Source organism: Alistipes megaguti (assembly GCF_944320325.1).
GTDB lineage: Bacteria > Bacteroidota > Bacteroidia > Bacteroidales > Rikenellaceae > Alistipes > Alistipes megaguti.
In genome coordinates, this window is sequence record NZ_CALUHA010000057.1 from 1 (window position 1) to 7,328 (window position 7,328).

Here is a 7,328-nt window from a genome sequence, read left to right on the forward strand (position 1 = left end):
TCCTTGCGGATGTCGTTCATCGAGATCTCGACGTCGAACTCCTCGGCTTCGGGCAGCACGGCCACCGAAGCGGCCGACGTGTGGACGCGTCCCTGCGTTTCGGTCTGCGGCACGCGCTGCACGCGGTGGACGCCCGATTCGTACTTGAGCGTACCGTAGACGTTCTGTCCCGTGACCTTCATGACGACCTCCTTGTATCCGCCGGCGGCACCCTCGGAGGCTGAGGTGATCTCGTACTTCCACCCCTTCGACTCGATGTACTTCGTATACATGCGCAGCAGGTCGCCGGCGAAGAGGGCGGCCTCGTCGCCACCCGTACCGCCGCGGATCTCCATGATGGCGTTTTTCGAGTCCTGCGGATCCTTCGGGATCAGGAGCAGCTTGATCTCCTCCTCGAGCTGGGTGATCTGCGGTTCGAGTTCGGTGATCATTTCGCGGGCCATCTCGCGCATCTCCTCGTCCTTGTCGTTGGCGTAGGTATCCTTGGCCTCGGCCAGGTTGGCCAGAGCCGTGCGGTAACGCTCCGAGGTTTCGATGATCGGTTCGAGCTCCTTGTACTCCTTGTTGAGCTGCACGAACTGCTTGACGTCGGCGATCACCTCGGGGTCGGTGAGTTTCTGCCCGATCTCCTCGTACTTGAGCTTCAGCCCGTCGAGGCGGGTCAATATGGAGTTGTCTGCCATGAATAGTTGTATTTTGTCTGCAAAGATACGGAATAATCGGGAAACGGCAAGGCCCCCGTTGAAAATCACGCGGCGGACATCCCGTTCGGGGGTGTCCGCCGCATCCGTTCGGGCCGGCCGGTTATTCTTCGAAGGCTTTGAGCCAGTCAAGCAGTGCCGCCTGCCACTCGGCCTTGTAGCGGAACGAGTCGCGGATGCCCCATCCGTGGCCGCCCGTGGGGTAGATGTGCATCGAGGCCTTCACGCCGTGCTCCTTCAGGGCGTTGTAGTAGCGCGTGCTGCTCACCGGCGGTACGGTGCGGTCGTCGTCCGAAAGCAGCAGCAGGGCCGGGGGTGTCTGTTGCGTCACCTGGTTTTCGAGCGAATAGCGGGCGTCGGTCTCGGCCGTGCGGTTCTCCTTGCCCACCAGCTGGTTGAATGATCCCTGATGTCCGGGATTCGCCGTGATGACCGGATAGAAGAGCAGCGAGAAGTCCGGTCTTACGCTCCCCATCGTCGAGGTGTAGGCGGCCAGATGACCTCCGGCCGAGAAGCCCATGATGCCGACCTTCCGGCAGACGAAGTCCTCGGCGCCGGGAACCTCGCCGCGCAGCAGCCGCAGCGCCTGTTCGGCATCCTCGAGCGGAACCTCCGGATGACCGTTCGGCAGGCGGTACTTCAGGACGGCAGCCGTGATGCCGTTCTCCGCAAGCCAGCGGGCCACCTGGACCCCTTCGTGGTCGATGGCCAGACGCGAGTAGCCGCCGCCCGGGCAGATCACGACGCCCAGTCCCGTCGGGGCATGGCGCGAGGTGTCGGCCGGATAGAGAAAGAGTTCGGCCGTCGAGGTGTTGGCCAGCCGGTTGGGTTCGGGCTCCTCTTCGGGGGTGGTGATTCCGTTGCTGTGGGGGGCCGAGGCGTTGTCCCAGATACGGATCGTGGCGGCCTGGCCATACTCCCGAGCCGATGCGTTGACGCTCATAAGCAGAAGTGACAGAATGGATAAAAGGGTTCGGTTCATGGTTTCCGGTTTTGGGGGTTTCGGGTGGAAAAGAGTCCCGGGCGTGGCCGGGACTCTCTCTCTTGGCGGTTCGTCGGAGCTGATCGGGGTGTGGGTGGTTCGGTTGCCCCGGGGTCAGATGACGATGTTGATGATCTTGCCCGGGACGACGATCACCTTCTTCGGGGTCTTGCCCTCGATCCACTTCTGGGCCTCGGGGGCCGTGACGACGTCGGCCTGAATCTCGGCCGGGGTCATCGACGTGGCGTACTCCTTCTTGAAGCGCAGCTTGCCGTTGACCGATACCGGGTATTCGAACGAGCTCTGTACGAGGTGTTTTTCGTCATAGGTCGGGTATTGTGCATCGCATACCGAGCCGCTCTTTCCGAGGGCCTCCCAGAGCTCCTCGGCGATGTGCGGGGCGAAGGGGGCGATCAGCACCACGAGCGGTTCGAGGATCGCCCGTTTCGAGCAGTCGCCCAGTTCGTTGAGGCAGATCATGAAGGCGGCCACCGAGGTGTTGAACGAGAAGTTTTCGATATCCTCGCTCACCTTTTTGATCGTCTTGTGCAGCGTGCGCAGCTCCTTTTCGGTGGGCTGTTCGTCCGAAACGCTGAACGCTCCGTCGCGGTTGTAGAAGAGCCGCCAGAAGCGGCGCAGGAACTTGTGAACACCGTCGATGCCGTTCGTGTCCCAGGGTTTCGACTGCTCGAGCGGTCCGAGGAACATCTCGTACATGCGCAGCGTGTCGGCGCCGTAGGTGTCGACGATGTAGTCGGGGTTGACGACGTTGTACATCGATTTCGACATCTTCTCGATGGCCCAGCCGCAGACATACTTGCCCTCCTCGAGGATGAACTCCGCATCGCGGAACTCCGGACGCCACGCCCGGAAGGCGTCGAGGTCGAGCAGGTCGTTGCGGACGATGTTCACGTCGACGTGGATTTCCTGCGTCTCGTACTGGTCGCGCAGCCCGAGCGAGACGAACTTGTTGGTGCCGACGACGCGGTAGACGAAGTTCGACCGGCCCTGGATCATGCCCTGGTTGACGAGCTTCCTGAAGGGCTCCTCCTCGCAGACGTAGCCCAGGTCGTAGAGGAACATGTTCCAGAAACGCGAGTACATGAGGTGACCCGTGGCGTGCTCGATGCCGCCGACGTAGAGGTCGACGTTGCGCCAGTACTCGTCGGCCTCCCGGCCCACGAGTGCTTGTTCGTTGTGCGGGTCCATGTAGCGCAGGTAGTAGGCCGACGATCCGGCGAAGCCCGGCATGGTCGACAGCTCATAGGGGTAACCCTCCGGAGTCTGCCACCCCTTGACGCGGGCCAGCGGCGGTTCGCCCTGCTCCGTGGGGCCGAAGTTCTCGATCGGCGGCAGTTCGAGCGGCAGCTTGTCCATCGGCAGCGGATAGGCCGTGTCGTCCTTGTAGTAGATCGGGAAGGGCTCGCCCCAGTAGCGCTGGCGCGAGAAGATGGCGTCGCGCAGGCGGTAGTTGACCAGGCGTTTGCCCAGACCGCGGCGCTCGACCTCGCGGAACATCACCTGAATGGCCTCCTTGACATCCATGCCGTTGAGGAAGTCCGAGTTGATCATCCGTCCCGACTTGGCGTCGTAGGACTCCTTTTCGACGTCGCCGCCCTCGACCACCGGCGTGATCTCCAGCCCGAAGTGGCGGGCAAAGGCCCAGTCGCGCGAGTCGTGGGCCGGAACGGCCATGATGGCGCCCGTCCCGTAGCCGGCCAGCACGTAGTCCGAGATGTAGATCGGAATGGCGCGCCCCGTGAAGGGGTTGACGGCATAGGAGCCCGTCGCCACGCCGCTCACGCGTTTCGTGTCGGCGATGCGGTCACGCTCCGAGCGCTTCTTCGTCTCCTGGAGATAGGCCTCGACGGCAGTACGGTTCTCCGGGGTGGTCAGCTCGCCGACCCACTCGTGCTCGGGGGCGATGACCATGAACGTCACGCCGAAGATCGTATCGGGGCGCGTCGTGAAGATCTCCAGCTTCTTCTCCGAACCCTGGATGTCGAAGAAGACCTGCGCACCCTCCGACCGTCCGATCCAGTTGCGCTGGATCTCCTTGAGCGAATCGCTCCACTCGAGCCGGTCCAGCCCGTCAAGCATCCGCTGGGCATAGGCCGTCACGCGCAGCAGCCACTGCTTCATGCGCTTCTGCTCGACCGGATAGCCGCCGCGCACCGACAGTCCGTCGTGCACCTCGTCGTTGGCCAGTACGGTGCCCAGTTTCGGGCACCAGTTGACCATCGTGTCGGCGCGGAAGGCGAGGCGGTAGTTCTGCAGGACCTGTTCGCGGCGCTTCTCGTCCCACGCGTTCCACTCGTCGGCCGTGAAGTGCAGCTCCTGCGTCGAGGCGGCGTCGATCCCCTCGGTGCCGCTCTTTGCGAAGGCGGCCGTGAGCTCCTCGATGGGACGGGCCTGCTGGCGCTTGCGGTCGTAGTAGTGGGAGAACATTTCGAGGAAGGCCCACTGCGTCCACTTGTAGTAGGTGGGGTCGCACGTGCGCACCTCACGGTCCCAGTCGAACGAGAAGCCGATCTTGTCCAGCTGCTCGCGATAGCGGGCGATGTTCTGTTCGGTGGTGACGGCCGGATGCTGGCCCGTCTGGATGGCATACTGCTCGGCCGGAAGTCCGAAGGCGTCGTAACCCATCGGGTGCAGGACGTTGAAACCCTTCAGCCGTTTGTAGCGTGCGTAGATGTCCGAGGCGATGTAGCCCAGCGGGTGCCCGACGTGAAGTCCCGCCCCCGAGGGGTAGGGGAACATGTCCAACACGTAGAATTTCGGACGCGAGGGGTCCGTCTCCACCTTGTAGGTCTTCCGTTCGCGCCAGCGCTGCTGCCACTTTGGCTCGATCTCCTTGAAATTGTACTCCATATCTTGTCGGATCTATTTTCGGATTTTCCGACAAAAATACGAAAAGTTTTTCAGATTGAACCCTTTTTGGGGATTCTTTGCATGGACGGGGCTGTGTGCGGCGGTTTGTTCTGCCGTGCGGGGCCGGCTCACGGTCCGGATCTGCCGGATCCGTCGGATCGGCGGGCAGCGCGGTGCGGCTGTAACGGTTTTGTTGCAGTCGGGCTGCCCGGACCGGTGGGGCGATACGGCCGCCCGCTCAGTTGTTGCCGGAAGTGTCGCCCGAGTCCTCCGCGCCGGTCGTTTCGTCGCTTTCGTAGTGCGGCACGACGTACATTGCGTAGGCCTCGCCGCGTCCCAATGTATAGAGAAGATCGCTGCCCTTCCAGACGGCGGCGTGGCGGCTGCTGCCGAAGAGCGTCCCGGCCGTGAAGAGATCGTCGCCCCAGGCCGCCACGGCGTAGGGCATGCTGCCCGAGGAGGTGCCGTCCGAAAGGGTGTAGAGCTGTGTGCCGTTCTTCCAGACGACAGCCTCCTCGCCCTTCGATCCGGCGGCATAGAGCGTCCCGCCCGCCAGGAAGAGCCCCCGGACATCGCCCGGTGTGGTGCCGTCGGTCAGCGTTTCGTAGGCGTCGCCGTTCAGCCAGATCTGCCCGACCTGCTGCGTGCCGCCCGTCAGCAGATTTCCGGCCGCATAGAGGTCTGATCCCGCGAGCAGCAGCGTCCGGGCCTGCGACGAGGCCGGAGTGACCGAATAGGTGTACAGCACCGAGCCGTTTTTCCAGACGGTGGCTGCAGCCTTCGAGTCGACCCGTTTGTAGCCGGCCGTGTAGATGTCGTAGGAGGTCGGTTGCGGAGCCGGAGGGGTCGGAGTCGGGTTCGGAGTGCCGGCGTTCGAATCGTCCGAACTGCAAGCCGTGCCGCAAAGCAGAAGCGCCAGCAGCGGGGTGAAGAGTGTGAGCATGGTCTGTTTCATTGTTTTGTCGCAATTGGTTTCCGGTCGTGGTTCCGGTGAGGGGCGTTCGGCCCCGCACTCCCGGGCAAGGGAGCAAAGTCCGTGCCGACCCTCTTTTCCGGCTGCGGATGTCGGGCGAAGAGCGGGCGGCAATCGTAAACGTAAAAAAACGCAGCCGGATGGCTGCGTCGCGGATCGGTCTGTCGGATCGGTCGTAGGTGTATCGGATCGGGATTCGGACTATTCGTAAATGATCTGGGTCGTTTCGGGGACCGACATCAAGATGTTGGCGTCCTTGTGGGCCTGCAACATGCGCAACTCCTTCAGAGAGGTCATATTGATGGCGTAGAGTTGCGTGAGTTTCGGGTTCTTCGTTACGTCGAGCGTCTCGATCTGGTTGGTGAAGTTCGGCATCATGTTGATGTAGAGGAGTTCGAGTTCCGGGTTGTGGCCTACGTCGAGGGCTGTGAGCCGGTTGCCCTGCACGAAGAGAGACCGCAGTTTCGGATTGTGGGACAGGTCGATCGACGTCAGGGCGTTGTTGTTGCAGTTGAGGGTCTCCAACTCGGGGAGACAGCTCACGTCGAGCGCTGTCAGTTTTCCGTACATCAGGGCCAGGTCTTTCAGCCGGGTGTTGCGGCTCAGGTCGACCGACGTGAATTCGCACATGGTGCAGGAGAGTTTTTCGAGTCCGGTGAAGTTCTCGATTCCGCTCAGGGAGGTGATGCCGGTGAGCTTCTTGTCCGTGTTGGCGTCGAGGGTCAACTCTTTCACCGAGGCGGCTTCGTCGGTCGTGAACACTCCGTCGCCGTTGGTGTCGTACTGGCTCGCACAATAGTTTTCGAAAACCGTGTTTTCGAACGTTACGGGTTGAGGGTCAGCGTCTCCCCCCCCCCTGTCGCACCCTGTGGCCAGCACGGCCAGGGATAGCAGTAAGATTGTGTTTTTCATGAAGTTGAGCTATTAGGGTTTTCTTTGCGGATGTGTCGGAGTGTTTGTTGTTGACAAATATAGGTTTTTCGGCTGGATTCTGCAAGATTTCCGGCGGTTTGGGTGCGGATGGCGTGTGATTTCCCCGGTTTGCCGGGCTCTGTTCACGGGATTTCGCGCGCAGCGTATAAGCGGATGATGAACAGGGGATTATGGGAATGTGTATAAGTAATTTCATATAGTTTTATAAAAACGATCAGTAAAAAGAATTGCAAAAGGCGCAAATTCCTGAAAAAAGGCCAAAAAAGATGGGCTTATATATTGTATTTCCAAAAAAATGCGTACCTTTGCAGTCCATTTTGGACAATGGAGATAGAATTTTTTAACCATTAAAGGACAGTTTTTACAATGCCAACTATTCAACAGTTAGTGAGAAACGGTCGTCTGTCGCTCGAGGACAAATCGAAGTCCCCGGCCCTGGCCGCTTGTCCCCAGCGCCGTGGCGTCTGCACGCGTGTGTACACCACGACCCCCAAGAAGCCTAACTCGGCTATGCGTAAGGTGGCTCGTGTGCGTCTGACCAACGGCAAGGAGGTCAACGCCTACATCCCCGGCGAAGGCCACAACCTGCAGGAGCACTCGATCGTGCTGGTTCGCGGCGGACGTGTGAAGGACCTCCCGGGTGTACGTTACCACCTGGTTCGCGGAGCTCTCGACTCGGCCGGTGTGGACGGACGTCGCCAGCGTCGCTCGAAGTACGGTGCAAAACGCCCCAAGGCAGGCAAGTAATCCCCCGAAACTCTCACTTGAGAAAAAATCTTTAGACAACATTTATAGCAATGAGAAAAGCTAAGCCAAGAAAGCGAATTCTACTTCCGGATCCGAAGTTCGGAGACGTGGCCGTGACCCG

6 protein-coding genes are annotated in these 7,328 nt (G+C 60.9%); 1 reads left to right on the forward strand and 5 read right to left on the reverse strand.

Annotated elements, in window-relative coordinates:
* The 5 genes from PUQ42_RS10130 to PUQ42_RS10150 all read right to left on the reverse strand — a co-directional run.
* A partial coding sequence (locus PUQ42_RS10130) for a PCRF domain-containing protein (protein WP_273373390.1) occupies positions 1–683 on the reverse strand: 683 nt, incomplete at its 3' end.
* A 121-nt stretch (positions 684–804) separates the two neighbouring features.
* Positions 805–1,683 (reverse strand): alpha/beta hydrolase, encoded by an 879-nt coding sequence (locus PUQ42_RS10135; protein WP_394336842.1) that lies wholly within the window; start codon positions 1,681–1,683, stop codon positions 805–807.
* Positions 1,684–1,797: 114 nt separating this feature from the next.
* The gene (gene leuS / locus PUQ42_RS10140; RefSeq protein ID WP_273373391.1) at positions 1,798–4,554 is read right to left on the reverse strand and encodes a leucine--tRNA ligase; all 2,757 of its coding nucleotides are present in this window, start codon (positions 4,552–4,554) and stop codon (positions 1,798–1,800) included.
* Between the two features lie 238 nt (positions 4,555–4,792).
* A complete protein-coding gene (locus tag PUQ42_RS10145; RefSeq protein ID WP_122120150.1) occupies positions 4,793–5,509 on the reverse strand; it encodes a hypothetical protein in 717 nt (238 codons plus the stop codon).
* Between the two features lie 219 nt (positions 5,510–5,728).
* Positions 5,729–6,439 (reverse strand): leucine-rich repeat domain-containing protein, encoded by a 711-nt coding sequence (locus tag PUQ42_RS10150; RefSeq protein ID WP_273373393.1) that lies wholly within the window; start codon positions 6,437–6,439, stop codon positions 5,729–5,731.
* Between the two features lie 387 nt (positions 6,440–6,826).
* Here PUQ42_RS10150 and rpsL point away from each other — a divergent pair, with 387 nt between their 5' ends.
* Positions 6,827–7,207, forward strand: a complete 381-nt coding sequence (gene rpsL, locus PUQ42_RS10155; RefSeq protein WP_087311249.1) for a 30S ribosomal protein S12 — start codon at positions 6,827–6,829, stop codon at positions 7,205–7,207.
* Positions 7,208–7,328: the final 121 nt, after the last annotated feature.